General features: G+C 71.8%; 22 protein-coding genes. 6 read left to right on the top strand and 16 right to left on the bottom strand.

Translation table 11 applies throughout. The features are described from left to right. Positions 1-91: 91 nt before the first annotated feature. The 5 genes from ACFWYM_RS32210 to ACFWYM_RS32190 all read left to right on the top strand — a co-directional run bounded on the left by ACFWYM_RS32210 (position 92) and on the right by ACFWYM_RS32190 (position 6,858). On the top strand, positions 92-778 hold the full coding sequence (locus ACFWYM_RS32210; protein WP_384845416.1) for a histidine phosphatase family protein: 687 nt from the start codon (positions 92-94) through the stop codon (positions 776-778). Between the two features lie 96 nt (positions 779-874). After that, complete coding sequence (locus tag ACFWYM_RS32205) at positions 875-1,465, top strand: DUF3090 domain-containing protein (RefSeq protein ID WP_384845414.1); 591 nt, start codon at positions 875-877, stop codon at positions 1,463-1,465. Continuing rightward, entirely contained in the window at positions 1,429-2,349 is a 921-nt protein-coding gene (locus ACFWYM_RS32200; RefSeq protein WP_384845412.1) for an SCO1664 family protein, read from the top strand. The genes ACFWYM_RS32205 and ACFWYM_RS32200 overlap by 37 nt, the downstream gene beginning before the upstream one ends. A gap of 125 nt (positions 2,350-2,474) precedes the next feature. Beyond that, positions 2,475-3,704: a cysteine--1-D-myo-inosityl 2-amino-2-deoxy-alpha-D-glucopyranoside ligase gene (gene mshC, locus ACFWYM_RS32195; RefSeq protein ID WP_384845409.1), complete on the top strand. Its 1,230-nt coding sequence runs from the start codon at positions 2,475-2,477 to the stop codon at positions 3,702-3,704. A 94-nt stretch (positions 3,705-3,798) separates the two neighbouring features. Further along, positions 3,799-6,858 carry an NPCBM/NEW2 domain-containing protein gene (locus ACFWYM_RS32190; protein ID WP_384845406.1) on the top strand — a complete coding sequence of 1,020 codons (3,060 nt, stop codon included), beginning with the start codon at positions 3,799-3,801 and terminating at the stop codon, positions 6,856-6,858. Positions 6,859-6,969: 111 nt separating this feature from the next. On the opposite strand, the gene ACFWYM_RS32185 is transcribed toward ACFWYM_RS32190, so the two are convergent. From ACFWYM_RS32185 to ACFWYM_RS32110, 16 genes are all read right to left on the bottom strand, one after another. Then, entirely contained in the window at positions 6,970-7,584 is a 615-nt protein-coding gene (locus tag ACFWYM_RS32185; protein WP_384845403.1) for a hypothetical protein, read from the bottom strand. A gap of 34 nt (positions 7,585-7,618) precedes the next feature. After that, a complete protein-coding gene (locus ACFWYM_RS32180) occupies positions 7,619-9,385 on the bottom strand; it encodes a S8 family peptidase (protein WP_384845400.1) in 1,767 nt (588 codons plus the stop codon). 283 nt (positions 9,386-9,668) lie between these two features. After that, on the bottom strand, positions 9,669-10,736 hold the full coding sequence (locus ACFWYM_RS32175) for a PAC2 family protein (RefSeq protein ID WP_384845397.1): 1,068 nt from the start codon (positions 10,734-10,736) through the stop codon (positions 9,669-9,671). 239 nt (positions 10,737-10,975) lie between these two features. After that, a complete protein-coding gene (locus ACFWYM_RS32170) occupies positions 10,976-11,647 on the bottom strand; it encodes a FadR/GntR family transcriptional regulator (RefSeq protein ID WP_384845394.1) in 672 nt (223 codons plus the stop codon). Positions 11,648-11,793: 146 nt separating this feature from the next. Then, complete coding sequence (locus ACFWYM_RS32165) at positions 11,794-12,540, bottom strand: ferredoxin reductase (protein WP_384845391.1); 747 nt, start codon at positions 12,538-12,540, stop codon at positions 11,794-11,796. Next, positions 12,533-13,180, bottom strand: a complete 648-nt coding sequence (locus ACFWYM_RS32160) for a sulfite oxidase-like oxidoreductase (protein WP_384845389.1) — start codon at positions 13,178-13,180, stop codon at positions 12,533-12,535. The genes ACFWYM_RS32165 and ACFWYM_RS32160 overlap by 8 nt, the downstream gene beginning before the upstream one ends. Then, complete coding sequence (locus ACFWYM_RS32155) at positions 13,177-14,544, bottom strand: amidohydrolase (protein ID WP_384845386.1); 1,368 nt, start codon at positions 14,542-14,544, stop codon at positions 13,177-13,179. Before ACFWYM_RS32155 ends, ACFWYM_RS32160 begins: the two co-directional genes overlap by 4 nt. An 83-nt stretch (positions 14,545-14,627) precedes the next feature. Beyond that, positions 14,628-15,389 carry a nucleoside phosphorylase gene (locus tag ACFWYM_RS32150; RefSeq protein ID WP_384845383.1) on the bottom strand — a complete coding sequence of 254 codons (762 nt, stop codon included), beginning with the start codon at positions 15,387-15,389 and terminating at the stop codon, positions 14,628-14,630. A gap of 191 nt (positions 15,390-15,580) precedes the next feature. Further along, positions 15,581-16,177 (bottom strand): methylthioribulose 1-phosphate dehydratase, encoded by a 597-nt coding sequence (gene mtnB, locus ACFWYM_RS32145; protein WP_384845380.1) that lies wholly within the window; start codon positions 16,175-16,177, stop codon positions 15,581-15,583. Then, positions 16,174-16,899 carry an acireductone synthase gene (gene mtnC / locus ACFWYM_RS32140; RefSeq protein ID WP_384845377.1) on the bottom strand — a complete coding sequence of 242 codons (726 nt, stop codon included), beginning with the start codon at positions 16,897-16,899 and terminating at the stop codon, positions 16,174-16,176. The genes mtnB and mtnC overlap by 4 nt, the downstream gene beginning before the upstream one ends. Continuing rightward, positions 16,896-17,561, bottom strand: a complete 666-nt coding sequence (locus ACFWYM_RS32135) for an acireductone dioxygenase (protein WP_384845374.1) — start codon at positions 17,559-17,561, stop codon at positions 16,896-16,898. Before ACFWYM_RS32135 ends, mtnC begins: the two co-directional genes overlap by 4 nt. Before the next feature lie 258 nt (positions 17,562-17,819). Continuing rightward, positions 17,820-18,881 (bottom strand): LLM class flavin-dependent oxidoreductase, encoded by a 1,062-nt coding sequence (locus tag ACFWYM_RS32130; RefSeq protein ID WP_384845371.1) that lies wholly within the window; start codon positions 18,879-18,881, stop codon positions 17,820-17,822. Between the two features lie 157 nt (positions 18,882-19,038). Then, positions 19,039-20,658, bottom strand: a complete 1,620-nt coding sequence (locus tag ACFWYM_RS32125; RefSeq protein WP_384845368.1) for an FAD-dependent oxidoreductase — start codon at positions 20,656-20,658, stop codon at positions 19,039-19,041. A gap of 5 nt (positions 20,659-20,663) precedes the next feature. After that, positions 20,664-22,211: a glycerol kinase GlpK gene (glpK, locus tag ACFWYM_RS32120; protein ID WP_384845365.1), complete on the bottom strand. Its 1,548-nt coding sequence runs from the start codon at positions 22,209-22,211 to the stop codon at positions 20,664-20,666. Positions 22,212-22,271: 60 nt separating this feature from the next. Beyond that, positions 22,272-23,063 carry an MIP/aquaporin family protein gene (locus ACFWYM_RS32115; protein ID WP_384845362.1) on the bottom strand — a complete coding sequence of 264 codons (792 nt, stop codon included), beginning with the start codon at positions 23,061-23,063 and terminating at the stop codon, positions 22,272-22,274. 295 nt (positions 23,064-23,358) lie between these two features. Then, positions 23,359-24,126, bottom strand: a complete 768-nt coding sequence (locus tag ACFWYM_RS32110) for an IclR family transcriptional regulator (RefSeq protein ID WP_384845359.1) — start codon at positions 24,124-24,126, stop codon at positions 23,359-23,361. Between the two features lie 270 nt (positions 24,127-24,396). Here ACFWYM_RS32110 and ACFWYM_RS32105 point away from each other — a divergent pair. Then, a partial coding sequence (locus ACFWYM_RS32105) for a homocysteine S-methyltransferase family protein (protein ID WP_384845356.1) occupies positions 24,397-25,979 on the top strand: 1,583 nt, incomplete at its 3' end.

The following is a 25,979-nucleotide window of genomic DNA, read 5'->3' as shown; positions in this document are numbered from 1 at the left end:
CCGAGCCGTGAGCGCACCCGCACCGACGGCCTCTGCTGTGACCCGTTCCGCGACCCGGGTGCCCTTGACGCCAACATTTAGGCTGACCCGCATGCCCACGCTGATCCTCGTCCGGCACGGACGCTCCACGGCCAACACCGCGGGACTGCTCGCCGGGTGGACCCCCGGCGTGGCCCTCGACGAGCGGGGGGCCGAGCAGGCCGCCGCGCTGCCCGGGCGGCTCGCCGGACTGCCGCTGTCCGAGGTCGTCACCAGCCCGCTGCAGCGCTGCCAGGAGACCCTCGCCCCGCTGCTCGCCGCCCGCCCCGGGCTCACCGCGCACGCCGAGGCCCGCATCGGTGAGTGCGACTACGGCGACTGGTCGGGCCGCAAGCTCGCCGAGCTCACCGAGGAGCCCCTGATGGAGGTCGTGCAGCGGCACCCCTCCGCGGCGGCCTTCCCGGGCGGCGAGTCCATGCGGGCCATGCAGACCCGTGCCGCCGAGGCGGTACGGGAGTGGAACGCGCGCGTGGCGGAGCAGCACGGCCCCGACGCCGTGTACCTGATGTGCTCGCACGGCGACATCATCAAGTCCCTTGTCGCGGACGCCCTCGGGCTCCATCTGGACCTGTTCCAGCGCATCTCCGTGGAGCCCTGCTCCGTGACCGCCATCCGGTACACGCGGCTGCGCCCCTTCCTCGTACGCCTGGGAGACACCGGCGACTTCGGCTCGCTCGCGCCCCGGCCCGAAGCCACCGACGGCGACGCGACCGTGGGTGGTGGCGCGGGCGCACCGTGATCGTCGGCCGCAGTAGGGTGAAGCGGCCGCGTCAAGCGGTGGCCGCCCAGGCGGCCGCAGTTGAACAGTTGCAGTCGATCCCAAGGGAGACAGGACGTGTCCCGTCAGGTGTTCCTCTACGACCCGCCGGAACGCTTCGTGGCCGGAACCGTCGGGCTCCCCGGGCGGCGTACCTTCTTCCTCCAGGCGTCCGCCGGCGTGCGCGTGACCAGCGTCGCCCTGGAGAAGACCCAGGTGGCCGCCCTCGCCGAGCGCATGGACGAGCTCCTCGACGAAGTCGTGCGGCGCAGCGGCGGCAGCGCCGCCGTCCCGGCCGTGGCGCCCACGGAGAACCCCGACAGCGCCCCCCTGGACTCGCCCGTCGAGGAGGAGTTCCGCGTCGGCACCATGGCGCTGGCCTGGGACGGCGACGAGGAGCGCATGATCGTCGAGGCGCAGGCCCTGGTGGAGCTGGACGCCGAGTCCGAGGAGGACCTCGCCGAAGCAGAGGAAAGGCTCCTGCAGGACGAGGAGAACGGCCCGCCGATGCTCCGCGTCCGGCTCACCGGCGCCCAGGCCCGCGCCTTCGCCAAGCGCGCCCTCGACGTGGTGAACGCGGGGCGGCCGCCGTGCCCGCTGTGCAGCCTGCCGCTCGACCCGGAAGGACACGTATGCCCGCGCCAGAACGGATACCGGCGAGGAGCGTGAGCACCGCAGACGCCGGGCCCGCCTTCGGGCCCGCCGACACCGAGCTCCTCACCCGGGGAGAGCTCACCGCGCGCGGGCGCATCCGGGAGGCTTCGAACGCGGTCCTCTACTGCACCGTGGCGTACGAGGGCAGGGAGGCGGCCTGCGTCTACAAGCCGGTCGCGGGGGAGCGCCCGCTGTGGGACTTCCCCGACGGGACGCTCGCCCAGCGCGAGGTCGCGGCCTACGAGGTCTCCGAGGCGATGGGCTGGGGCCTGGTGCCGCCGACGGTGCTGCGGGACGGCCCGTACGGCGAGGGCATGGTGCAGCTCTGGATCGAGGGCTCCCAGGAGGACGCGGACGGGCTGCTCGCCATCATGGAGGGCGCGGAGCCGGAGGCGGGCTGGAAGGCCATCGGGTTCGTGGACACGGGCGATGACGACGAAGAGGGCGCGGACGACGAAGAGGGCGCGGACGGCGGGGGCGGCGAGGACGGTGGCGAGGGGCGGACGGCTCTGCTCGTGCACGCCGACGACGCCCGGCTGCGGCGTCTCGCCGTCTTCGACGCCGTGATCAACAACGCGGACCGCAAGGGCGGCCATCTGCTGCCCGCCGGAGAGCGCCTCTACGGCATCGACCACGGCGTCACCTTCAACGCCGAGGACAAGCTGCGGACGCTGCTGTGGGGGTGGGCGGGGGAGCCGCTCACCGAGGAGGCGGTGGCCGTGCTGGGGTCCCTGCGGGACGGGCTCAAGGACGGGGCGCCGCTGGCCGAGCGGCTCGGGGCCCTGATCACACCTGCCGAGGTGGGGGCCACGCGTGCGCGTGTGGTTGCTCTTCTGGAGTCGGGGGTGCACCCCGTGCCCGGCGGGGGATGGCCGGCGATTCCCTGGCCTCCTGTCTAGATTCCGCCGTTGGTGCCCCCTGCATGTTTCCCCGTGATCCGCAAGAGCGCCTCCCCGGCCAGTTCACGGCCGTTCCAACGGAATCCGGTTCGTCTACGGAACCTACGTCCGGTTAGGCTCAGGACATGCATGCCTGGCCCGCTTCTGAGGTCCCCGCCCTTCCCGGCAAGGGCCGCGACCTCCGGATCCACGACACCGCGACCGGTGGCCTCGTCACCCTTGACCCCGGTCCCGTCGCCCGTATCTACGTCTGCGGCATCACCCCGTACGACGCGACCCACATGGGTCACGCGGCGACCTACAACGCGTTCGACCTCGTTCAGCGCGTGTGGCTCGACACCAAGCGGCAGGTTCACTATGTCCAGAACGTGACCGACGTGGACGACCCGCTCCTGGAGCGCGCCAACCGCGACGGCAAGGACTGGGTCGCCCTCGCCCAGGGAGAGACCGCGCTGTTCCGCGAGGACATGACGGCGCTGCGCCTGCTGCCGCCGCAGCACTATGTGGGAGCCGTCGAGTCGATACCCGGCATCGTGCCGCTCGTCGAGCGCCTGCGGGACATGGGCGCCGCCTATGAACTCGACGGTGACATCTACTTCTCCGTCGAGTCCGACACCCACTTCGGATCGGTCTCGAACCTGGACCGCGCCGCCATGAAGCTGCTCTCCGCCGAGCGCGGCGGCGACCCGGACCGCCCCGGCAAGAAGGACCCGCTCGACCCGATGCTGTGGATGGCCGCCCGTGAGGGCGAGCCCAGCTGGGACGGCGCCTCCCTCGGCCGCGGCCGCCCCGGCTGGCACATCGAGTGCGTGGCCATCGCCCTCGACCACCTGGGCATGGGCTTCGACGTGCAGGGCGGCGGCTCCGACCTCGCCTTCCCGCACCACGAGATGGGCGCCTCGCACGCGCAGGTGCTCACCGGCGAGTTCCCCATGGCCAAGGCGTACGTGCACGCGGGCATGGTCGCTCTGAACGGCGAGAAGATGTCGAAGTCCAAGGGCAACCTCGTCTTCGTCTCCAAGCTGCGGCGGGACGGCGTGGACCCGGTGGCCATCCGGCTCGCGCTCCTCGCGCACCACTACCGCGCCGACTGGGAGTGGACCGACGACGTCCTGCGCGAGGCCGTCGAGCGCCTCGGCCGCTGGCGCGCCGCCGTCTCCCGCCCGGACGGCCCGGCAGCCGAAGCCCTGGTCGAAGAGGTCCGCGAGGCCCTCGCGAACGACCTGGACGCCCCGGCCGCGCTCGCCGCGGTGGACGCCTGGGCCGCCCGCCAGGACGCCGAGGGCGGGACCGACGAGGGTGCGCCCGGACTCGTGTCGCGCACCGTGGACGCGCTGCTGGGCGTCGCCCTGTAGCCGCAACGCTCACCGAATGGGCCGCTCCGGAAATCCAGGAGCGGCCCATCAAAGTCCATGGCCCCGGCGGCAGTTGACGCGCTAGACACCGGCCATGAGATCTCCCACGCGCCTCAGATCTGCGGTCGTCGCCGCACTCCTGGGCCTCCTCGCGGCCTTCGCCGGGCCCGGCGGCGGCGCCGCGCAAGCCGCCGCCGAGGACCCCGCGACCACGGTCGGGGATGTGACCGGCTTCCAGGCCGACGGCCCCGTCTACCACCTGACCGCGGGCAAGGCCGAGGCCCGCGTCAGCTTCGTCTCCGGCGAGACCTTCCGGCTCGAACTCGCCCCGGACGGAAAGTTCACCGACCCGGCGGGCGGCGACCTCGTCCTGCCGCAGGGCACGCCCCCGAAGACCAACTGGGCGGACAAGGGCGACCGTTACGAGCTGCGCACCGCCGAGGTCACACTGCGCGCCTACAAGTCGCCGCTGCGGTTCGCCCTCTACCGCGCCGACGGCAGCCAGGTCTGGGCCGAGTCCAAGGGGCTCTCCTGGACCAAGGACGCCACCACGCAGTCCCTCGCGCGCGGCGGCAGCGAGCAGTTCTACGGCGCCGGGATGCAGAACGGGCGCGGCAACACCTCGCACCGCGGCAACAAGGTCGAGGTGAGCGTCGACTACAACTGGGACGACGGCGGCCACCCCAACTCCGTCCCCTTCTACCTCTCTTCGGCGGGCTACGGCGTCTTCCGGAACACATACGCCCCGAACACCTACGACTTCGCCGAGCCGGTGACCGCCACCGCGAAGGAACAGCGCTTCGACGCCTACTACTTCGCGGGCAGCGGCTCCGACAGCGCGAAGGACGTCATCGGGCAGTACACGAAGCTCACTGGCAAGCCCTTCATGCCGCCCGTGTACGGCATGGAGATCGGCGACGCCGACTGCTATCTGCACAACGCCAACCGCGGCGAGCGCCACACCCTGGACTCGCTCAAGGTCGCCGACGACTACGTGAAGAACGACATGCCGCTCGGCTGGATGCTCGTCAACGACGGCTACGGCTGCGGCTACGAGAACCTCGCCGAGACCGGCAAGGGGCTGAACGACCGCAAGGCCGAAATGGGGCTGTGGACCGAGGACGGCATCGACAAGATCGCCGAGCAGGTGAAGGCGGGCCAGCGCGTCGCCAAGCTCGACGTGGCGTGGGTCGGCGACGGATACAAGAAGGCGCTCGACGGCTGCAAGGACGCCTACAAGGGCATCGAGGACAACAGTGATGCGCGGGGCTTCACCTGGGCACCGGAGAGCTGGTCGGGTGCGCAGCGCTGCGGCGTGCAGTGGTCCGGCGACCAGAGCGGCAGCTGGGAGTACATCCGCTGGCAGATCCCTACGTACGCGGGTGCGACGATGTCCGGACTCGCCTATACGACAGGTGACGTGGACGGCATCTTCGGCGGCAGCCCCAAGACGTACGCGCGGGACCTGCAGTGGAAGTCCTTCCTGCCCGTCACGATGACGATGGACGGCTGGGCGGCCAGTGACAAGCAGCCCTTCCGCTACGGGGAGCCCTACACCTCCATCAACAGGAAGTACCTCAAGCTCCACGAGTCACTGCTGCCGTACCTCTACTCGTACGCGCACGAGGCGACGAAGACGGGCGTGGGCGCCGTGCGGCCGCTGGCCCTGGAGTACCCGGACGACCCGAAGGCCGCCACGGACGCCGCCAAGTACGAGTTCCTGACCGGCGAGGACTTCCTCGTCGCGCCCGTGTACAAGGACACGACGACCCGCGACGGGATCTATCTGCCCCAGGGGACGTGGACCGACTACTGGACCGGACGCACCTACCAGGGGCCGACCACCATCGACGGCTACAGCGCGCCCCTCGACACGCTGCCGCTGTTCGTGAAGGGCGGGGCGAGCGTGCCCATGTGGCCCGGGATCCGCTCCTACCGGGACCGGACCGCCGACTCGCCGCTGGCCTGGGACGTCTACCCGCAGGGGAAGAGCTCCTTCCAGCTGTACGAGGACGACGGCGTGACCCGCCGGCACCGCGACGGGAAGTACGCGACGCAGCGTGCCGACGTCTCGGCGCCCCGCTCCGGCGCCGGTGACGTGCGCATCCAAGTCGGCCCGTCCAAGGGCGAGTTCGCGGGCAAGCAGAGCGAGCGCCCGTACGCCTTCACCGTGCACACCGGGGACGAGCCGAGCCGAGTGCGCCTCGACCGGGGCACACTGCCGCGGCTGACCTCGAAGGACGCGTACGAGAAGGCCGCCACGGGCTGGTTCTACGACCGGGACGACCGCGGCGGCGTCGTGCGGGTGAAGACGCCGACTCTCCGTACCGACAAGGGATTTGAGCTCGCGCTCGACGACACCAGCGCGGTCGGCGGGGCCCGGCCGGGCGCGGCCGCAGCGGTGGGCGCGCCCGCCGGGCAGGAGCTCGGCGCCGGGACCGAGGGCAAGGTCGCCGTCGACGTCACGGCGGGGAACCGGGGCGCCACCGGGGTCGAGGTGGCCGTGGACGTGCCCGAGGGCTGGACGGCGAAGGCGGCGAAGGTCGACAGGATCGCGGCGGGGCAGACCCGGCGCGTCGAGCTCGCCGTCACCCCGGCCAAGGGCGCGGACCCGGGGGAGCGGTCCCTGACCGCCCGCGCCCGCTACCGGTCCGCGGGCCAGGAGCGCACCGCCACCGGCCGACTCGCGGTCGGCGTCATGCCGCCCGCGCCCACGGCCGACACCTGGGCGAGCGACCTGGTCTGGCTCACCGCCACCAATGGCTACGGCCCGGCCGAACACGACCGCAGCAACGGGGAGTCGGCGGCCGGCGACGGCCATCCGCTCACCCTTGCCGGGAAGACCTACGAGAAGGGCATCGGCACCCACGCCGACTCCACGGTCGAGGTCTACACCGGCGGTCGCTGCTCGAAGTTCACCGCCGACGCGGGCATCGACGACGAGATCAACGGCTACGGGGAGGTGGCCTTCTCCGTCGAGGCGGACGGGAAGGTCCTGTGGACCTCGCCGAAGGTGACGGGCGCCTCGGCGACCGTGCCGGTGGATGTCGACGTCAGCGGGGCGCGGCACGTACGCCTGAAGGTGACCGACACCAACGCGTCCAAGAGCGGTGACCACGGGGACTGGGCGGCCGCCAAGTTCACTTGCTCATAGGCGGGTTGGTCCGGACGCACGGGAGCGGCGCCGGGCGGGGAGTGGTCTCCGCCCGGCGCCGCCGTCTCACTCAGGTGCTCAGGTGCTCAGGTGCTCAGGTGCGGGTCATGCTCACTTGGTGACCACGATGGCCAGCAGGAGACTCGGGTTGTTCGAGTCGAAGTAGCCGATCACCGTCTGCCCGAACGCGAACGCTTCCTGGACCACGTCGTGCGTGCTGTCGGACGGGTCCACGTACACGCGCCACGAGTTGTCGATGAGCAGGTACAGGAGCGGGGACTGGCCCGGCAGGGGCTGCACGAGGTCCCAGAACGCCGTCGCGACGCCGGCCTGGATCGCCTGGGTGGAGATCTCGGGGGCCTGTGCGGCGGGGACCTGCTCGCGGCCCATCTGCTGCAGCAGGTGCTGGAACGGCTGCTGCTGGCCGAGCTGCTGGAGCTGCTGCTGCAGGTGCTGCGGGATCTGCTGCTGGCCCACCATGCCCTGGATGCCCTGGCCGAACTGCCGCTGCCCGAACTGCTGCTGCGACTGCGGCGGCGCGGTGCTCGGGCCCTGCTGCCCGAACTGCTGCGGACCGAACGGCTGCTGGCCGAACGGCTGCTGCTGGCCGAACTGCTGCGGGCTGAAGGGCTGCTGCTGCCCGAACGGCTGCTGGCCGTACTGCTGCTGTGGACCGTACTGCTGGCCTTGCTGCTGAAGCGGACTCATTTGCGGGGTGGTGCTCATGCGGGTGCCACCTTCCCTCAATGGTTGTGGTGTTTCAGCCCGTGACGACCAGGCCCACGACCTCGTCGTCCGAGAACCAGACTCGTACGTCGGGCTGTCCCCCCGCGAAGGCGGAGTGCACCGCCTGGCGGATGTCGGGGGACGGGTTGTTCAGGTTGCGCCACTCTCCGGCGACGAACAGCCGGAGCCTGGGCGGGAGATCGGGCGGATACGGGAGCAGCTCGTCCCAGTACCGCTCCGCCCGCCCCGAACCCACTGCCGACGGCAGCAGGTTCGTCACCGCACCCTTGATGTCGGGGCGGTTGCCTATGCGCTGCGACGCGGGCCGGCCCGGAGCGTCCTGCTGCGGTGAGCCGGTGGACCGCAGCACGGCCCGGGCCCGCTGCGAGGTCATCAGCTCCTGGCCCGCGGCCTTCAGCATGCCCTGGAGCGCCGCGAGGGCGCCGACCACGATCGGGGAGGCCGAGGAGGTGCCGGAGAACGTGTCCGTGTACCAGGCGATCTCCTCGGCGCCGCCCTGCAGATCGCCCGGCTGGTTCCAGAAGCCACCGGTCGTGGTGGTCTCCCGGCCCCAGCCCTGCGCGTCCACGCGGGCCCCGTAGTTGGAGAACGCCAGGCGCGAGCGGTCCGGCCCGTGGTCGCGTCCGTGGCTGCCGGGCGGCGGGGCGCCCGCGCCCACCAGGACGGCGCCCGTGGACGGGTTGGTCGGGTTGAAGGGGTTGCGCCACCAGGCGGGGAACTCGTGCGGGCGGCGCTCGTAGACCGCGTCGTCCAGGGACTCCGCGCCGTTGCCCGCGGCGCCCACCACGATGATGCCCTTCGCGGTGGCGCAGCGGATCGCGGCGAAGTCGTCCGGCCACCACTCCAGGGCGATGTAGCCCTTCTGGTCGTCGCGCGGCTCGAAGTCGAACCGCGGGCCGGGGCGGTGCAGTTCGATGAGGATGATGTCGCCGGTGCCGAGCCGCTCGGACGCCGCGTAGACGGCCGCGGCCGTGCCGATGCCCTGGAAGGACGCCGCCGCGGTGACGGCCTCCGGGACGATGCCGGTGATCCCGAACTCGTTGCGGTCGCCGCCGATCACGCCGAGCACCGACGTGCCGTGGTTGCGCCAGGCCACGTCCTGGATCGGGGTGCCCGCGACGATCCCGGCGAGCTTGCCGGTGAGGTCCTCGTGGCTCAGCTGCCAGGCGCCCTCGACGTCGATCACGGTGATGTTCTCGCCGGAGCCGCCGAGCCGCTGCCAGGCCCAGGGGGCGTCGACGCCCTCGGGCGCGGGCCTCAAGTAGCCCTGGCGGCTGGTGAAGTCGGGGGTGACGGCGCCTTCCTTGCGCCGCCGGGTCTCGTCCCGCTCCCCGAAGCTCTCCGGCGGCGGGGGCTGCCCGATCGGGCCGTACGAGGCCGGTACGGCGCCCGGCTTCACGTACGCCGTGTCGACGCCCGGCAGCGCGGCGAGCCGGGCGCGCAGCTCCTCGGCGCGGCCCGCGCCGCCGCGCACCCGGTAGAACTGCGCGAGGTCGGGCACGGGCTCGCCGCCGTCCGCGGGCGGGGCGGCGCCCTGCACCCGCTCCTCGTTGCCGAACAGCGGCTCCAGGGCGAGCTGTTCGTCGGAGAGGAACATGTTCAGGGCCGACAGGTCGGAGCCCGCCGCCGAGCGGACGCCCTCGGTACCGGCCCGCAGCCGGGCCTCGGGCTGGGCGACGACGATGAGCTCCTGCTCGGCTCCTCGGTAGGTGAATCCCGCTCCATCAGGCCCGGGGCCGCTGCCTCCGGGGCCGTGCGCCGGCGGTACTTGCTCGGTCATCGCTCCACCGCTCCCTTCGAATGCATGCTTCGGCAGTGCTTCGAGCGTCGATCGCAGTGCTTCGATCCGTTGGCCGGGCCTACTCGGCACACCCTGCTACGGCCGCGATGGTTCGTCCAGCCCCCCTCAACCCACCGGCGTTTGAAGAGAAGTTGAACGGGGAACCCTGCCGATCCACGTGCATTTCGGCGCGAAGTTGATGTCACGCCCCAATCAGGCCAAACGCGCAAGCGAGAGGGGCGGCACCTGGTCCCGGGTGCCGCCCCTCTCGTCTGTTCTTTCCTCAGTCCTCCGAGGAATCACTTGTCCCGGTTGGGCCGGAATCGTCGCCGTCCTCGCGGTCGGGCTCGGGGTCCGGCTCACGGTCGGGCTCGGATTCCGGCTCGGGGTCCGGCTCGCGGTCAGGGCGCGGCTTCGGCTTCGGGGGACGGGTGCGGTCGCTGGGGGTGTCGCGCAGATACGCCGCCCCGTCGCCGTCCGTCGCATGACCCCCGGCCTGGGCCGGGCCACCCCCGTCGCGCCGCCGCAGATACCGCTCGAACTCGCGGGCGATGGCCTCGCCCGACGCCTCCGGGAGCTCGGCCGTGTCCCGCGCCTCCTCGAGCGACTGCACGTACTCCGCGACCTCGCTGTCCTCCGCGGCCAGCTGGTCCACGCCGAGCTGCCAGGCGCGCGCGTCCTCGGGCAGCTCGCCCAGCGGGATGCGCAGGTCGATCAGGTCCTCCAGGCGGTTCAGGAGGGCCAGCGTGGCCTTCGGGTTGGGCGGCTGCGAGACGTAGTGCGGCACGGCCGCCCAGAGCGAGACCGCCGGGACGCCCGCGTGCGTGCACGCCTCCTGGAGGATGCCGACGATGCCCGTCGGGCCCTCGTACTTGGTCTCCTCCAGGTCCATGGTGCGGGCCAGGTCCGGGTCCGAGGTGACGCCGCTGACCGGGACCGGCCGGGTGTGCGGGGTGTCACCGAGCAGCGCGCCCATGATCACGACGAGTTCGACGCCCAGCTCGTGCGCGAAACCGAGCAGCTCGTTGCAGAACGACCGCCAGCGCATGGACGGCTCGATGCCCCGGACCAGGACCAGGTCGCGCGGCTTGTCGCCGCCGACGCGGACCACCGAGAGCCGGGTCGTCGGCCACGTGATCTTTCGCACCCCGCCGTCCAGCCAGACCGTGGGGCGGTTGACCTGGAAGTCGTAGTAGTCCTCGGCGTCGAGCGCCGCGAACACCTCGCCCTTCCACTCCTTGTCGAGATGCGCGACCGCGGTGGAGGCGGCGTCACCGGCGTCGTTCCAGCCCTCGAACGCGGCCACCATGACCGGGTCGATCAGCTCGGGTACCCCCTCGAGCTCGATCACCCAGGGCTCCTTCCGACGTTGCCTTGCGTACGCCCCAACCTTACGGCGTCAGCCGGGGCTCTCCGCAGCCCCCTTGCAGGGCCGAGTGAACGGATCACTGCCCAGGTCAACTGCCTGTCACGCCTGGCTCACAGGGGGGAACGAACGTGCTTCACGGGCGGGGGCGGGACGTCTCGCGGACGGGGGCGGGACGTCCCGCGGGCGGAGGCGGGATGCCTCACAGGCGGCCGCGAGGTGTCTCACAGCGTGGAGCGCAGCCACTGTTCCACGCTCGCGATGTGCACCGTCGCCCAGGAGCGCGCCGCCTCCGCGTCCCGGTCGCGCAGCGCGGTGAGGATGGCCCGGTGCTCGTGCAGGGTGCGGCTGACGGCGTCCTCCTGGGTCAGGCCGCGCCAGACACGCGCGCGCGTGGTGGGCCCGGAGAGGCCGTCGAGCAGCGAGCACAGCACGGAGTTGCCGGTCGCCGCCACGATGCCCCGGTGGAACTCCAGGTCCCCGGCGACCAGCTCCTCCACCGAGGGGTCCGGGCCGAGGGCGTCCAACTGGGCGGACAGGGCGTCCAGTTCGGCGTCGGTGATGCGGAAGCTGGCCATCGCGGTGGCGGCGGGCTCCAGGATGCGGCGCACCGCGAGGAACTCCAGGACCGTGTCGTCGCGGTGGAAGTCGACGACGAAACTCAGCGCCTCCAGGAGCAGCTGCGGGTCCAGGCTCGTCACATACGTGCCGTCGCCCTGCCGCACGTCCAGGATGCGGATCAGGGACAGGGCGCGCACGGCCTCGCGCAGCGAGTTGCGGGACAGGCCGAGCTCGGCGGCGAGTTCGCTCTCCTTGGGCAGCCGGTCGCCCGGTCGCAGCGCCCCGGAGACGATCATGCCCTTGATCTTTTCGATGGCCTCGTCGGTGACAGCCATGGGACCTCGCCTCAGCAGATCAGCGGAATCGGACAACGGAATCGGACAGCGGAATCAGACATCCGATGTGTCGGCTCATTATGCGGCCAGATTCCCGCGCGGATCCCGGCTTCCACCGAAGCCCCGCGCATCATCCCGCTCTTGAGTCAGCCGAAGCGCTCGATCCTGATCCGGTCCACCGGCTGCCCGCCGTCCACCAGGAGCCGCGAGGCGTGCTCGGCGAAGCCGTTCGAGCCGCAGATGTACGCTTCCCAGCCGCCGCCCCCGGGCTGTCCCGCGCCGAGCCAGGGCGCCAAGTGCCCGGCGTGCAGGCGCCCTTCGGAGCGGGTGAGGACGACGGTGGTCTCGTCCCCGTACTCCTCGGCGTAGATCAGGTCCTCGCGGGTGCAGGCCGAGACGATCAGGCGCAGCGGCAGGGTGAGCCCGGCCCGGCGGTGGTGGCGGATCATCGACATCAGCGGGACCACGCCGGAGCCCGCGCCGAGCAGCAGCGCGGGCCGGTCGCCCGGCCACGCGAAGAACCCGGAGAGCGGGCCGCGCACCTCGACGGTGTCACCGACCCGGGCGACGCCGTGCAGATGCCCGGAGACCTCCCCGCCGGGCACATGGTCCAGGGTCAGCTCGATCTCGCCGCTGTCGTCCGGCGCCGAGGCGAGCGAGTAGTGGCGCTGGGCGATGTAGCCGTCCTCGGCGGTGAGCCGCAGCATCAGGTGCTGCCCGGGGAGGTGGCCCGGCCAGCCGGGGACCTTGAGCCGGAAGGTCGAGGCCGCCGGGGTCTCGCGCCGGATCCCGGTGATCAGGGCGGGCTGCCAGCGCGAGGCGGTGCTGTTGCTCACGGCGATGCGGCCGGGGACGGCGAAGGCGGTGGGCGGGACGAAGGGCTGCTCACTCATCGATGCCCTCCTCCCCGGGGACCCCGTCACCCGCGTAGCGCTGCTCCCGCCACGGGTCGCCCCGGTGGTGGTAGCCGTTCTTCTCCCAGAAGCCCGGCTCGTCGTGGTCGAGCAGGCGCAGGCCCGCGATCCACTTGGCGCTCTTCCAGAAGTAGAGGTGGGGGACGATCAGCCGGGCGGGGCCGCCGTGTTCGGGCGGCAGCGGCGCCCCGTCGTACTCCCAGGCGAGCCACGCCCGGCCGCCCGTCACATCGGCCAGCGGCAGGTTCGTGGTGTAGCCGGTGTGGGAGTACGCGACGACGTGGGTGGCCGAGGGCAGCGGCCCGGCGGCGGCCAGGAAGGCGTCCAGGCTCACCCCGCCGAAGCGGACCCCGAACTTGGACCAGCTCGTCACGCAGTGGATGTCGCCCCGGTACTCGGAGGCGGGCAGGGCGTGTGCCTCGTCCCAGCCCCAGGTACGCGGCTCTGCGACGAGGCCGTCGACGCGGAACGTCCAGTCGGCGGCGGCCAGTTGGGGCGTCACCTCGGCGGACAGGACGGGCCAGGTGTCGCGGGCGTCGTACTGCCCGGGCGGCAGGCGCGGGTCGCGGTCGGCGGCGCGGGCGCGCCCGGTGAAGCCGCGGGTGGCGTGGACGTTCATGCGCGGGCTCCGTTGCCGTGGGCCGCAGCGCCGGGGGCCGCGCCGTCACCGGCTCCGGCAGGCTCGCCGGCCGCCTCGCGCAGGCCCCGCACGGCCTCCTCCTCGTCGACGGTGAGCAGCGTGCGGTCGCGCATCAGGACCCGGCCGTCCACGACGGTGTCCCGCACATCGGCCGCCCCGGCCGCGTACGCGAGCGTGGAGTACGGGTCGTGGCGCGGCGCCAGGTGCGGCCGGTCGAGGCCGACCACGATCAGGTCCGCGCGCTTGCCGGCCTCCAGGGAGCCGAGCGCCGCGTCCAGGCCGAGGGCGCGGGCCGAGTCGATGGTGGCCAGGCGCACGGCCCGCTCGGCGCCGACGGCCGTCGGGTCGCCGCCCGCCTTGTGCACGAGGGCGGCGACATGCAGCACGTGCAGCAGGTCGAGGGTGTTGGACGCGACGGCGCCGTCCGTGCCGAGGCCCACCGTGACGCCCGCGTCGAGCAGGTCGGGCACCCGGGCGATGCCGCAGCCGAGCTTGAGGTTGGAGACGGGGCAGTGCGCGACGGGCGTGCCCGTGCGGGCGAGCAGCGCGATCTCGTCGTCCGTGAGCTCCACGGCGTGCGCGAGCAGCGTGTCCGGTCCGAGGACCCCGATGGAGTCGAGCAGCTCCACGGGCCGCATGCCGTACTTCTCCGTGACCGTGGTCACCTCGGCGGCGTTCTCGGCGGCGTGGATGTGCAGGAGCGCGTCGTGGGCGCGGGCGAGCGCGGCGATCTCCGCGATCTGGGCGGGCGCCAGGGTGTACGTGGAGTGCGCGCACAGCACGGGCCGGGTGCCCGGCGCCGGGGTGCGGGCGGCGAGCTGCGCCCCGGCCAGGGAGATCCGCTCCGCGTACGGGCGCCCGTCCGGCACCCCCGGCACGTCCATGAACGTGAGCCCGGTGAGCAGCCGCCAGCCCGCCTCGCGGGCCACCTCCTCGGCCGCCTCGTGGAACCAGTACATGTCGAGCGCCGTGGTCACTCCGGCACGCACCGACTCGGCGACGGCGGCGCGGGTGGCGGCCGCCACGGCCCGGGGCGTGAGCAGCTCGGCCTCGCGCGGCACGACGCGCGCGAGGAAGCCCTGCAGCGTGACGTCGTCGGCGGAGCCGCGCATCAGGTTCATCGCGAGGTGCGTGTGGGAGTTGACCAGGCCCGGCAGCACCAGACAGCCGCGCGCGTCGATCTCCTGTGCCGCCTCGTGGGCGGCGCGCAGGCGGTCGGCCGGGCCGACCTCGACGATCTCGCCCGCGCGGACGGCGACGGCGCCGTCCGTGACGACGGTGCCGGAGGCGTCCATGGTGAGGACGTCGCCGCCGTGGACCAGGAGGTCGAGGGGGTGGTGCATGGGGATCGCTCTCTGTGTCTCGGGTCCGTGTCTCGTGTCCGTGCTTCTCGGGTCCGTGTCTCTCGGGTCCGGGATGCGGGCGGTCAGCGCGGCTCGGCGGCGAGCAGACGCAACGCGTCCAAGGTTATCCGGGCCGCGCGGGCGACCCCGTCGGCCACCACGTCCCGGTGCGGGTCGTAGCCCCCGGTCGCCTCCTCGTCCACCAGCTCGTCGGCGTTCGCCCCGTCCACGACGAGGGCGCCGCCCGCCGTCAGACCGCGCGTCGAGGCGAGCACGAACAGGGCCGACAGCTCCATCTCGATGGCGGCGACCCCGGCCCGCTCGTAGGCGTCGCCGGGCAGCGGCAGAAAGCCCGGCTGGAACGCGGCGCGCGTCCACACGACACCCCGGTGGTACGGGGCTCCCGCCGAGCGCGCCGCCCGCTGCAGCGCGAGCACCGCCTCGGGGGCCGCGACCGCCGGGTACGCGGTGGGGATCAGCTGCTGGGTCACCCCGTCGTCGCGCACCGCCGCGTCCGCGATGACCAGATCCCCGTCCCGGATCCCGGCCCGCATCGCCCCCGCGGTGCCGAGCCGGACGAAGGCGGTCACGCCCGCGTCGGCCAGCTCCTGAAAGAGCAGCAGGGCGCCGGGGGCACCGATGCCGTGCGAGGCGACGACGACGGACACGCCCTGCCAGTCCCCGGTGAAGACCCGGTACTCCCGGTGGTACGAGACCTCCTTGGCGTCGTCGAGGAGCTCCGCGACGGCTTCGGCGCGCGCGGGATCACCGACGACGACGGCGCGGGCGGGGAGGCCGGTGCGGGGGATGCGGGTGACGGGGGAGAGGTCGGGGGCGGCGGTCATACGAGAGAAGCTCCAATTGGTGGCCGGCCCTTCAGCCCGCCAAGGGGGGTCCCCTGCTCCTTGAGCGCGTGGGGGAGATCGAGGACGAGCGCGGAGCCGCGATACGGGGGCAAGGGACGAAGCCCCAGGACGGTACCCCAGGGCCGCGCGAGCGGTGGTGTCAGGAAGGGGCGGGCTCGGGGAAATCTCCCCTACGACCGGGCGAGCTCCAACTCCAGCAACCACTCCACCACTTCGGTCCGATGCCGCGCCTCCTGAGGCACAGCACCCCACACATAGAGCCCGTGCCCCGCCACCACCACGGCGGGCATCCCCTCCGCCCGGGCCCCCTCCAGCCGATCCCCCAGTTCCCCCATGTCCTGGCTGTTGGCGATCACCGGCAGCGTCACCGAGACCTCGTGCGTGGGATGCCCGAGCCCCTTCAGCATCTCCAGGTCCGCGAAGGCGATCCCCCGGGGCTCCCGCGCGCCCATAGCGACGGAGGCCACGGTATGCACATGCACCACGGCCCCCGCCCCGGTCAGCGCGGCCACCCGCGCGTGCAGAGCGGCCTCCGCCGACGGCCGCCCGGCCCCCAGCGCGCCGCCCTTCTCGTCCACCAACACCACGTCCGAGGCCGTCAGTTCACCCTTGTCCCGCCCGCTCGCCGTCACGGCGAGCCGCAGCGGGTCGCGGGAGACGACCACCGACAGGTTCCCGGAGGTGCCCCGCATCCAGCCGAACGACGCGAACCGCGCCGCCTCGGCCGCGAGCACGGCGCCCGCCTCCTCCAGATCCAGGTCACTCATGGGCCCGAGCTCCTCACCAGCGTGATCTCGTCGAAGGACGCCGCCTCGGGGTGGTCGCCGACCCCGGCGGCGAAGTACGGCTCCCCGGCCCGGCGCACGCCCACGGTCCGCAGGCCCGCGTCCCGGGCCGCGTCCAGCTCGCCCGGGCGGTCGGAGAGGAAGAGCAGGCGCCCCGCCGGGACGCCCAAGGAATCGGCGACGACCCGGTACGAACCGGCCTCCTGCTTCGGCCCGGCGTTCTCCGTGTCGTACAACTCGTCGATCAGGTCCATGAGTTGACCCTCGGCGGAGTGCGTGAACCAGGCGCGCTGCGCCGCCACCGACCCCGACGAGTACACGGCGAGCCGCACTCCCTCCGCGCGCCAGCGCCGCAACACCGGGATGACGTCCGGGTAGAAGTGCGAGACGAGGTCGCCGCGCGCGAACCCCTCCGCCCACAGGATCCCCTGCAGGGTCTTCAGGGGCGTCGCCTTGCGGTCCTCGGCCACCCAGGCGAGCAGCGCCTTCTCCACCCGGGCCGCGTCCGCGTCCGGCTCGCCGAGCTCCGCACGGACCTGCGCCACGGCCCGCGCCACCGCCGGCTCACCGACGCGCGTCGCGAGCAGCTCGCCGAACCGCCGGGCGGCGTACGGGTACAGGACGTCCACCACGAACCCGGTGGCGCTCGTGGTGCCCTCGATGTCGAGCACGACGGCGTCCACCGCGCCGAACCGGACCGTCACGCCGTGCCCCCGGAACCCCCGGCGCTCCCGCCGTCCCCGCTGTCCCCGCTGTCCCCGCCGTCCCCGGCGTCCCTCGCGTACTCCGCGTGGATCGTGTCGAAGTCCGGGAAGCGCTCGGCGATCGTGCTGCCGGTGAAGGTGCCGATCCAGCCGTCCTCCTCGTGGAAGAAGCGGATCGCCGTGAAGGCGGGTGAGGTGCCCATGTCGAACCAGTGCGTGGTGCCGCGCGGCACCCCGAGCAGATCGCCCTTCTCGCAGTACACGGCGTGCACCGCGCCGCCCGCGTGCAGATAGAAGATGCCCGCGCCCGCGACGAAGAAGCGCACCTCGTCATCGTCGTCGTGGGTGTGCTCGGCCAGGAACTTCTGCCGGGCCGCCCGCGCCTTCCCGGGCCACTCTGGGTCGGCGGCGTCCTCGGGCGGATGCAGGGCCACCACGTCGACCGTCCGGAAGCCCTCCTCGGCGTTGAGTTTCTCGATCTCCGGGGCGTACGCGGCGAAGACGGTGTCGCTGTCCGCGTCGGGCGCCACGTCCTCGCGTACGGGCCACTGCTCGTAGCGCACCCCCAGCGGGGCGAGGGCCACGGCGATCTGCGCCGGGTCCGAGGTGCGGCGCACCTGGGTCGTGGGGCCGGACTCCGGCCAGGTGGTGAGGAGGGTCATGGCTCTCTCCAGGGCGGCGGGAACAAGGGGCACTCAAGTAGGCACGGTGGCCACAAGCAGGCACGGTGGCCTCGAGCAGGCACGGTGATCCCAAGCGGGATCGGTGATCTCAACCAGGCACGGTGATACGGAAGTTCGGACGCCGTTTCGGATCGTAACGCGAGGCCGGGCGGCGCCTCTACGCGTCGCCCGGCATCGACCGGCCGCCCATCGATCGCCTGGTGATCGCCCGTCGAACGGCGATCGCCCCACGCGCCCCTACGCCTCCCACAGGGTGGACGGCGCCTCCCTCCGTACGACCGGCGCGATCTCCTCCGCGAACCGCTGGAGCGTCTCGATCTGTTCACCGCGCGCGAGCCCGAAGCCGTCCACGGTCACCGACTGGAGGTCGTGCCGGTACACCGCGTGGTAGCCGAGGATCTTGTCGATGATCTGCTGCGGGGAGCCGATGAGCTGGGGCCCGTCGGCGATGGCGTCCTCGATGGTGCGGAAGGGCGTGTTGTAGCCCGCCTTGCCCGCCAGGTGCGGCTTGAAGGTCTGCCGGACCTTCGCCTCGTACAGGTCCCGGTAGCGCGCCACGGCCTGTTCGGCGCTGTCCGCGATGAGCAGCCCGCCCGAGCCCGCCGCGACATGGGCGCGGGCCGGGTCGTGCCCATGCGCCTCGAACCGCTCCCGGTAGTGGTCGATCAGCTTCGCGTACGCGGCGCGCGGCTGGATGGCGTTGGCGGTGAACAGCGGATCGCCGTGCTGGGCGGCGAGTTCGGGGGAGTTGAGCGAGGTGGCGGAGCCGTGCCAGACGCGCGGCGGGCCGTCGTAGGGGCGGGGCACGGTCGTCACGTTCTTGAGGGCGGGCCTGAACTCGCCCTCCCAGTCGACGTTCTCCTCGCTCCACAGCCGCCGCAGCAGCTCGTACTTCTCCTTCTGCAGCTCCCACTGCCGCTCCTCGTCGAGCCCGAAGAGGTCGAAGTGCCCGGCCTCCGCGCCCTTGCCGACGACGAGTTCGACGCGGCCGCGCGAGAGCTGGTCGAGCGTCGCGTAGTCCTCGGCGACCCGCACCGGGTCGAGGATCGCGACGACGGTCACCCCGGTCAGGAGCCTGATGCGGGTCGTGCGGGCCGCGAGCGCGCCGAGCACGACGGTGGGGCTCGACGACAGGAAGGGCCCGGCGTGCCGCTCGCCGACGGCGTACGCGTCGTAGCCGAGCTCCTCGGCGGCGACGCCCACCTCGACGACGTCCGCCAACCGCTCGGCGGCGGAGGGGAGTTCACCCGTGAGCGGATGCGGGGCATGGCCGATGATCGAAAGCACCTGGAACTTCATGCTTCAACTCTGCGCGCCGAACATTGCGGCGCTGTGGCAGTGGCATGGCACGGCAGGGCAGGCACCTGGCAGGGCACGGCATAGCAAGGCATGCGTAAGGGGCGGCCGCAGCGGCGACCGCCCCTTACGCAACACTCCATGCTCAACAGCCCTGGGCTCAGTCCTTCTTGCCCAGCAGGTCCTCGACCTTCGCGCGGACGTCGTCCGTGGCCAGGCCGCGGATCGTCAGCGTCGTGCGGCGGCGCAGCACGTCGTCCGCCGTCTCGGCCCACTCGTTGTCACGGGCGTAGACGACCTGGGCCCAGATCTCCGGGGCGTCGGGGTGGACGCGCTCGGCGAGCTCCGGGTTCTCGTTGGCCAGGCGGGCGATGTCGAAGGACAGCGAACCGTAGTGCGTGGCCAGGTGCTTGGCGGTGTCGGCCGCCATGCGCGGGCCGGGCGCCGGACCGTCGACGAGCAGCCGGTGGGCGACCGCGCGCGGGTTGGCGATGCCGGGCAGCGGCAGCTTCTTCGGCAGCTCGGAGATCGGCTCGTAGTCGTCGCCGAGCGGGTGGCCCGGCAGCGCCTCCAGCTTCTTCATGACCGTACGGCCGATGTGGCGGAACGTCGTCCACTTGCCGCCCGCGACCGACAGCATGCCGCCGCGGCCCTCGGTGACGACCGTCTCGCGCTTGGCCTTCGAGGTGTCGCCGGGGCCGCCCGGCAGGACCCGCAGACCGGCGAAGGAGTACGTGATCAGGTCGCGCGACAGCTGCTGGTCGCGGATCGAGAACGCGGCCTCGTCGAGGATCTGCGCGGTGTCCGCCTCGGTGACACGGACATCGGCCGGGTCGCCCTCGAACTCCTCGTCCGTCGTGCCGAGCAGGAGCATGTCCTCCCACGGCAGCGCGAACGTGATGCGGTACTTGTCGATCGGCGTGGCCAGGGCGGCCTTCCAGGGGGCGGTGCGCTTGAGGACGAGGTGCGCGCCCTTGGAGAGGCGGATGGAGGGAGCCGCGTTCGGGTCCTCCAGCTTGCGGAGGTGGTCGACCCACGGCCCGGTCGCGTTCAGGACGAGGCGGGCGTCGACCCCGAACTCGTCGCCGGACTGGCGGTCCTTGAGCTCGGCGCCGGTGACCCGGCCCTTGGTGAAGCGGAGCCCGGTGACCTCGGCGTGGTTGAGGACGACGGCGCCCGCCTCGACGGCCGCGCGGACCGTCATCAGGGCCATGCGCGCGTCGTTCATCTGGTCGTCGCCGTACACGGCCACGGCCTTGAGGTTGTCGGTGCGCAGCTCCGGCACGTCCTGCGCCGCCTTGGCGGGGGAGAGCAGGTGCCCGACGCCGTCGCCGAAGGCGGACAGCGCGCTGTAGGCGAAGACGCCCGCGCCCAGCTTGGCGGCGCCGTGCGGGCCGCCCTTGTAGACGGGCAGGTAGAAGGTGAGCGGGTTGGCGAGGTGCGGTGCCACCTGACGCGACACCGCACGCCGCTCGAAGTGGTTCTCCGCGACCAGCTTCACGGCGCCGGTCTGCAGGTAGCGCAGACCGCCGTGGAGCAGCTTGGAGGAGGCGGAGGAGGTGGCGCCGGCGAAGTCACCGGCGTCCACGACGGCCACCCTGAGGCCCGACTGCGCGGCATGCCAGGCGGTGGAGATGCCCAGGATCCCGCCGCCGATCACCAGGAGGTCGTACGTCGCCTTGGACAGCTGCTCCCGGGTCTCGGCGCGGCTCGGGTTGGAACCGGAAGCCGGACGCAGCCCGAGTGCCGGGTAGGCGGGGCCGCTCTGCAGGGTGGTCATGGTTCTTACTCCTCGGCAGCGTTCTCGTCGAGCCAGCCCATGGACCGCTCCACGGCCTTGAGCCAGCTCTTGTACTCACGGTCGCGGGTGTCCGCGTCCATGTGGGGGGTCCACTCCGCGGCCCGCCGCCAGTTGGCGCGCAGCTCATCGGTCGAGGACCAGAAGCCGACGGCGAGACCGGCGGCGTAGGCGGCGCCGAGGCAGGTCGTCTCGGCCACCATCGGGCGCACCACGGGTGCGTCGAGGAAGTCCGAAAGGGTCTGCATCAGCAGGTTGTTGGAGGTCATGCCGCCGTCGACCTTGAGGGCCGCGAGCTCGACGCCGGAGTCCTTCGTCATGGCGTCGGTGATCTCGCGGGTCTGCCAGGCCGTGGCCTCCAGGACGGCGCGCGCGATGTGCGCCTTGGTGACGTACCGGGTCAGACCGGCGATCACACCGCGGGCGTCGGAGCGCCAGTACGGGGCGAACAGGCCGGAGAAGGCCGGTACGAAGTAGGCGCCGCCGTTGTCCTCGACCGACGACGCGAGCGTCTCGATCTCGGCGGCGGAGTTGATCAGGCCCATCTGGTCGCGCATCCACTGCACCAGCGAACCGGTGACGGCGATGGAACCCTCCAGGGCGTAGACCGGCTTCTGGTCGCCGATCTGGTAGCCGACCGTGGTCAGCAGGCCCGAGTAGGAGTTGATGGCCTTGTCACCGGTGTTCATCAGCATGAACGTGCCGGTGCCGTAGGTGGACTTGGCCTCGCCCTCGTCGAAGCAGGTCTGGCCGAACAGAGCCGCCTGCTGGTCGCCGAGCGCGGAGGCGACCGGGATGCCGCCGAGCAGGTCGCCGAGCTTGCCGCCGGTGACCTCGCCGTAGACCTCGGCGGAGGAGCGGATCTCGGGGAGCATCTGCATCGGCACGCCGATGGAGTGGCAGATGCGCTCGTCCCACGCCATCTCGTGCAGGTTCATGAGCATCGTGCGCGAGGCGTTGGTGACGTCGGTGACGTGCTTGCCGCCGTTGACGCCGCCGGTCAGGTTCCAGATGACCCAGGAGTCCATGGTGCCGAAGAGGATGTCGCCGTTCTCGGCGCGCTCCTGCAGGCCCTCGACGTGGTCGAGCAGCCAGCGGGCCTTGGGCCCGGCGAAGTAGGAGGCCAGCGGCAGACCGGTCTCGCGGCGGAAGCGGTCCTGGCCGACGTTGCGGCCGAGCTCCTTGCAGAGCGCGTCGGTGCGGGTGTCCTGCCAGACGATGGCGTTGTGGACCGGCTCGCCCGTGTTCTTGTCCCACAGCAGCGTGGTCTCACGCTGGTTGGTGATGCCGATGGCCTTGATGTCGTCGCGGGTGATCCCGGCCTTGGTGATGGCCCCGGCGACGACCTCCTGGACGTTGGCCCAGATCTCGGTGGCGTCGTGCTCGACCCAGCCCGGCTTCGGGAAGATCTGCTCGTGCTCCTTCTGGTCGACGGAGACGATCCGGCCGTCCTTGTCGAAGACGATGCAGCGGCTCGAGGTGGTGCCCTGGTCGATGGCCGCGATGAAGGGGCCCGCGGTGTGTGCGTCGGTCACGGTGTGCTCCAGAAGTTCTTGCTTGGCGGTCTCAGTCGGTGATCGGTATCCGGCGCGGGCCTACTTGAACGCGAGGTTGTAGAGGCCACCCGCGATGGCGCCGCCGATGAGCGGACCCGCGACCGGGATCCAGGCGTACGACCAGTCGGAACCGCCCTTGTTGGGCAGCGGGAGCACCGAGTGGATGATGCGCGGACCGAGGTCACGGACCGGGTTGATCGCATAGCCCGTGGGGCCACCGAGCGAGAGGCCGATGCCGACCACGACGAGGGCCGTGATCAGGGCGCCGAGGATGCCGAGGCCGTTGCCGCCGTCGTTCAGGCCCTGCGTGAGGATCGCCAGGACGAGCACGGTGGTGGCGATGATCTCGGTCGCCATGTTCTGCGCGACGTTCCGGATCTCCGGGCCCGTCGAGAAGATGCCGAGCACCGGACCGGCCTCGGGCTCGGCCGTCTTGTCGACCATGCCGTCGGGCGCGGACTTCGAGCCCACGATCTCCGGGTCCGTCAGGTGCGCCTGGAACTGTCCGTAGTACGTGATCCAGACCAGCACGGCACCGATCATGGCGCCGAGGAGCTGAGAGGCCAGGTAGAGCGGTACGTCGCTCCACTTGGTGCCGCCCTCGATGGCGAGACCGACGGTCACCGCCGGGTTGAGGTGGGCACCGGAGACGCCACCGGCCAGATAGGCACCGGTCAGCACGGCGAAGCCCCACCCGAAGGTGATGGCGAGCCAGCCGGCGTCCTTGGCCTTCGAGCGCTTGAGCGTGACGGCGGCACAGACACCGCCGCCGAGCAGGATGAGCACGGCGGTACCGATGGTCTCGCCGATGAAGATGTCGGAGCTGGACACCCGCGACTCCTTTGTCCTTCGTCCAGGGGAAGTTTCCGGCCCTTGGCGTCGCCCCACTCTAGCGCGTAATGCCGGTAGGTGTTCGACAATGCCGACCGATGGACGCGAGTCTCGCCTCGGCGTTACTTGCACGTCAAGAGTTCTGTTATTGAAAACACGATCGTTATTGATCGTTTCCCGTGATCAGCGCGGCGTCCGTCGATCGTGCCCCATGACGAAGCCCCCTGCATGCCGAAGCGGCAGGGGGCAGAAAGGGGGGTGCGGTGCGGGGCTCGGCAGCGCCCGGTCGCGGGGCTCAGAACCGTCCGGCGCCCAGATCCCGGGAGACGGCCCGCGCACAGTCCCGCACCGCCGCGATCAGATCGGGGCGCAGCTCGCCCTCCTTGTCGCGCACGCGCTCCACGGCACCGGTGATGCCGACCGCGCCGACCGGCATCCGGCGCCGGTCGTGGATGGGGGCGGCCACCGAGGCGATGCCCTCCCAGGTCTCCTCGACGTCGGAGGCGTACCCGCGCGCGCGGGTCAGGTCGAGGACGCCCTCGAAGCCGTCCTTGTCGCACACCGTGAGATCGGTGAAGGCCCGCCGCTCGGCCTCGACGGCCTCGCTGTGCGCCACCGGGTCGTACGCGGAGAGGACCTTGCCGAGGGCGGTGGAGTGCAGCGGCTGCATGGCCCCGACCTCCAGGACCTGGCGGCTGTCGTCGGGCCGGAAGACGTGGTGCACGATCAGCACGCCCTGCTGGTGCAGGACGCCGAGATAGACGCTCTCGCCGCTGGAGCGGGCCAGGTCGTCGGTCCACACCAGGGCGCGGGCGCGCAGCTCGTGCACGTCCAGGTAGCTGTTGCCGAGCCGCAGCAGTTCGGCGCCGAGCTGGTAGCGGCCCGACGCGGTCTCCTGCTCCACGAAGCCCTCTTGCTGGAGGGTGCGGAGGATGCCGTGGGCCGTGCCCTTGGCGAGCCCGAGCGCCGAGGCGATCTCGGAGAGGCCGAGCCGCCGCTCGCCGCCCGCGAGGAGCCGCAGCATCGCGGCGGCCCGTTCCAGCGACTGGATGTTCTTGGCCATCGCAGCCCCTTCCTCCGTCCCCTTGGCCCTGACCCAATGATTGATCAACCACGTTCGACAATGACGAACACTATCGGTGGTTGTCGACCTCTCGCTAATGCTCGGACAGTCGTGTTTCCGTCTGTTTCGGGGTCAACCCAGCGAATCGGCCGCCCGTCCGCACCCTGGACGCCGCTTCGGCCGGGACCTTCGTCCCGGCTACCCTGACCGAGTGCGCCTTCCACCGGAAGCCGCAAAGCCGACAGCCGTCGCACCTATGGGAGCTCTTTCATGGCCTCGTTGCCGACCCCTTCCGCCGACTCCGCGAGCAGGACCCGAGCCGCCGCACTCCGCGAAGCACTCGCCACGCGTGTGGTGGTGGCTGATGGTGCGATGGGCACGATGTTGCAGGCGCAGGATCCGAGTCTGGAGGACTTTCAGCAGCTGGAGGGCTGCAACGAGATCCTGAACGTGACGCGGCCGGACATCGTGCGTTCGGTGCATGAGGAGTACTTCGCGGTCGGTGTGGACTGCGTGGAGACCAATACGTTCGGTGCCAACCACACGGCGGCCGGTGAGTATGAGATCGCGGACCGTATCGTCGAGCTGTCCGAGGCGGGCGCCCGGATCGCGCGTGAGGTCGCCGACGAGTTCACCGCGAAGACCGGGCAGCAGCGGTGGGTGCTGGGCTCGATCGGGCCGGGCACCAAGCTGCCCTCGCTGGGCCACATCGACTACGCCACCATCCGCGACGGCTACCAGCAGAACGCCGAGGGCCTGCTGGCCGGGGGCGCGGACGCGCTGATCGTGGAGACGACGCAGGATCTGCTGCAGACCAAGTCCAGCCTGATCGGCGCGCGCCGTGCGATGGACGCGCTGGGTGTGCAGGTGCCGCTGGTGTGTTCGCTGGCCTTCGAGACGACCGGTGTGATGCTGCTGGGCTCGGAGATCGGCGCGGCGCTGACCGCGCTGGAGCCGCTGGGCATCGACCTGATCGGCCTGAACTGCTCGACCGGTCCGGCCGAGATGAGTGAGCACCTGCGCTATCTGGCGCGGCACTCGGCGACGCCGCTGATGTGCATGCCGAACGCGGGCCTGCCGATCCTGACCAAGGACGGCGCGCACTTCCCGCTGACCCCGCCGGAGATGGCCGACGCGCATGAGACGTTCGTACGCGACTTCGGCCTGCAGCTGATCGGCGGCTGCTGCGGCTCGACGCCCGAGCATCTGCGCCAGGTCGTGGAGCGGGTGCGGGGCACGGTGCCGCCGGTGCGCACCCCGCAGCCCGAGCCCGGCGCCGCCTCGCTGTATCAGACGGTTCCGTTCCGTCAGGACACCTCGTATCTGGCGATCGGCGAGCGCACCAACGCCAACGGCAGCAAGAAGTTCCGCGAGGCGATGCTGGAGGGCCGCTGGGACGACTGTGTGGAGATGGCCCGCGACCAGATCCGTGAGGGCGCGCACCTGCTCGACCTGTGCGTCGACTATGTGGGCCGCGACGGGGTGGCGGACATGGCGGAGCTGGCGGGCCGTTTCGCCACCGCCTCCACCCTGCCGGTCGTCCTGGACTCCACCGAAGTCCCCGTCATCCAGGCCGGGTTGGAAAAGCTCGGCGGGCGCGCCGTCATCAACTCCGTCAACTACGAGGACGGCGACGGCCCCGAGTCGCGCTTTGCGAAGGTGACCGCGCTGGCCCGGGAGCACGGCGCCGCCCTGATCGCGCTGACCATCGACGAGGAGGGCCAGGCCCGCACCCCGGAAATGAAGGTCGCCATCGCGGAGCGGCTGATCGGGGACCTGACGGGCAACTGGGGCATCCGGGAGTCGGACATCCTCATCGACACCCTGACCTTCACGATCTGCACCGGTCAGGA

The organism is Streptomyces sp. NPDC059009 (genome assembly GCF_042740175.1).
Lineage (GTDB): Bacteria > Actinomycetota > Actinomycetes > Streptomycetales > Streptomycetaceae > Streptomyces.
The sequence above is the reverse complement of the archived record's forward strand: the minus strand, read 5'-3'. Positions and strand labels throughout refer to the sequence as shown.

Excerpts from the sequence above, each read along its gene's own strand:
- ACFWYM_RS32210 (WP_384845416.1), top strand. The coding sequence starts at position 92 with ATGCCCACGCTGATCCTCGTCCGGCACGGACGCTCCACGGCCAACACC.
- ACFWYM_RS32200 (WP_384845412.1), top strand. The coding sequence starts at position 1,429 with ATGCCCGCGCCAGAACGGATACCGGCGAGGAGCGTGAGCACCGCAGAC.
- mshC (WP_384845409.1), top strand. The coding sequence starts at position 2,475 with ATGCATGCCTGGCCCGCTTCTGAGGTCCCCGCCCTTCCCGGCAAGGGC.
- ACFWYM_RS32190 (WP_384845406.1), top strand. The coding sequence starts at position 3,799 with ATGAGATCTCCCACGCGCCTCAGATCTGCGGTCGTCGCCGCACTCCTG.
- ACFWYM_RS32185 (WP_384845403.1), bottom strand. The coding sequence starts at position 7,584 with ATGAGCACCACCCCGCAAATGAGTCCGCTTCAGCAGCAAGGCCAGCAG.
- ACFWYM_RS32180 (WP_384845400.1), bottom strand. The coding sequence starts at position 9,385 with ATGACCGAGCAAGTACCGCCGGCGCACGGCCCCGGAGGCAGCGGCCCC.
- ACFWYM_RS32170 (WP_384845394.1), bottom strand. The coding sequence starts at position 11,647 with ATGGCTGTCACCGACGAGGCCATCGAAAAGATCAAGGGCATGATCGTC.
- ACFWYM_RS32165 (WP_384845391.1), bottom strand. The coding sequence starts at position 12,540 with ATGAGTGAGCAGCCCTTCGTCCCGCCCACCGCCTTCGCCGTCCCCGGC.
- ACFWYM_RS32160 (WP_384845389.1), bottom strand. The coding sequence starts at position 13,180 with ATGAACGTCCACGCCACCCGCGGCTTCACCGGGCGCGCCCGCGCCGCC.
- ACFWYM_RS32155 (WP_384845386.1), bottom strand. The coding sequence starts at position 14,544 with ATGCACCACCCCCTCGACCTCCTGGTCCACGGCGGCGACGTCCTCACC.
- ACFWYM_RS32150 (WP_384845383.1), bottom strand. The coding sequence starts at position 15,389 with ATGACCGCCGCCCCCGACCTCTCCCCCGTCACCCGCATCCCCCGCACC.
- mtnB (WP_384845380.1), bottom strand. The coding sequence starts at position 16,177 with ATGAGTGACCTGGATCTGGAGGAGGCGGGCGCCGTGCTCGCGGCCGAG.
- ACFWYM_RS32135 (WP_384845374.1), bottom strand. The coding sequence starts at position 17,561 with ATGACCCTCCTCACCACCTGGCCGGAGTCCGGCCCCACGACCCAGGTG.
- ACFWYM_RS32130 (WP_384845371.1), bottom strand. The coding sequence starts at position 18,881 with ATGAAGTTCCAGGTGCTTTCGATCATCGGCCATGCCCCGCATCCGCTC.
- ACFWYM_RS32125 (WP_384845368.1), bottom strand. The coding sequence starts at position 20,658 with ATGACCACCCTGCAGAGCGGCCCCGCCTACCCGGCACTCGGGCTGCGT.
- ACFWYM_RS32110 (WP_384845359.1), bottom strand. The coding sequence starts at position 24,126 with ATGGCCAAGAACATCCAGTCGCTGGAACGGGCCGCCGCGATGCTGCGG.